Below are 876 nucleotides of genomic sequence, written 5' to 3'. Positions count from 1 at the left end.
CGCGTGCGTGGCTGTGACCGGGAACCCGACGATCGCGCTTGCATTGACACTGATGTGAACGTTGGATTCTGGTCGCGTGAACGACGTGACGAGTTCAGCTACGAGTCCTATCAGGGTCGATGTCTGGTCCGACATCGCCTGTCCCTGGTGCTACATCGGGAAGAAGAAGTTCGAGGCGGCCGTCGCTGAGACGGGTATCCCGGTCGAGGTCGAGTACCACGCCTACGAGCTTGCGCCAGACCTGCCCGAGGAGTTCGAGGGGAGCGAGCAAGAGTACCTGGAGATCCGTGGGTTCACCGCCGACCAGGTCGAGCCGCTGCTGGCCCGGATCGTCGGCGCCGCGGCGCAGATCGGCCTGCGTTTCGACTACGGCATCTTGCGGCACACGAACATGCTGAAGGGCCACCAGCTCATCCGCTTCGCCAAGGAGCAGGGTCTGCAGCTGGAGATGGTCGAGCGGATCCTCGCCGCCCACTTCGAAGAGGGTGGCCACGTCGGCCGGAACGAGGACCTCGCCGACCTGGCTGCGGAGATCGGCCTGGACCGCGAGGAGGCGCTGGCGGCCCTCCGGGAGAACCGCTTCGCCGACGACGTCCGTGCCGACGAGGCACACGCGCACAGGCTCGGCATCCGGGGCGTCCCGTTCTACGTCTTCGAAGAGAGGTACGGCGTCTCCGGCGCGCAGGAGCCGTCCACCTTCGCCCAGGTGCTCCGCAAGCTCTCCTACGACAAGCAGGGGGCCGCAGCGTGAACGAGGACAAGAACGAGGACGAGAAGGACCCGATCGGCATCGTCGCCCTCGACGTCCCACCGGGGGTCGTGTGTATCGACGGGGTCTGCGTGATCCCGGACGAGCACCCAGCGGCCGCACAGGAC

Annotated in this window: 1 protein-coding gene; it reads left to right on the top strand. The window is 66.4% G+C overall.

The features are described from left to right. Window positions 1-76: 76 nt before the first annotated feature. The gene (locus tag EER30_RS46715; RefSeq protein ID WP_205650737.1) at window positions 77-751 is read left to right on the top strand and encodes a DsbA family oxidoreductase; all 675 of its coding nucleotides are present in this window, start codon (window positions 77-79) and stop codon (window positions 749-751) included. Window positions 752-876 lie beyond the last annotated feature (125 nt).

This window comes from Actinoplanes solisilvae (genome assembly GCF_003999975.1).
GTDB lineage: Bacteria > Actinomycetota > Actinomycetes > Mycobacteriales > Micromonosporaceae > Actinoplanes > Actinoplanes solisilvae.
This window is presented reverse-complemented; position numbering and strand designations above follow the sequence as displayed.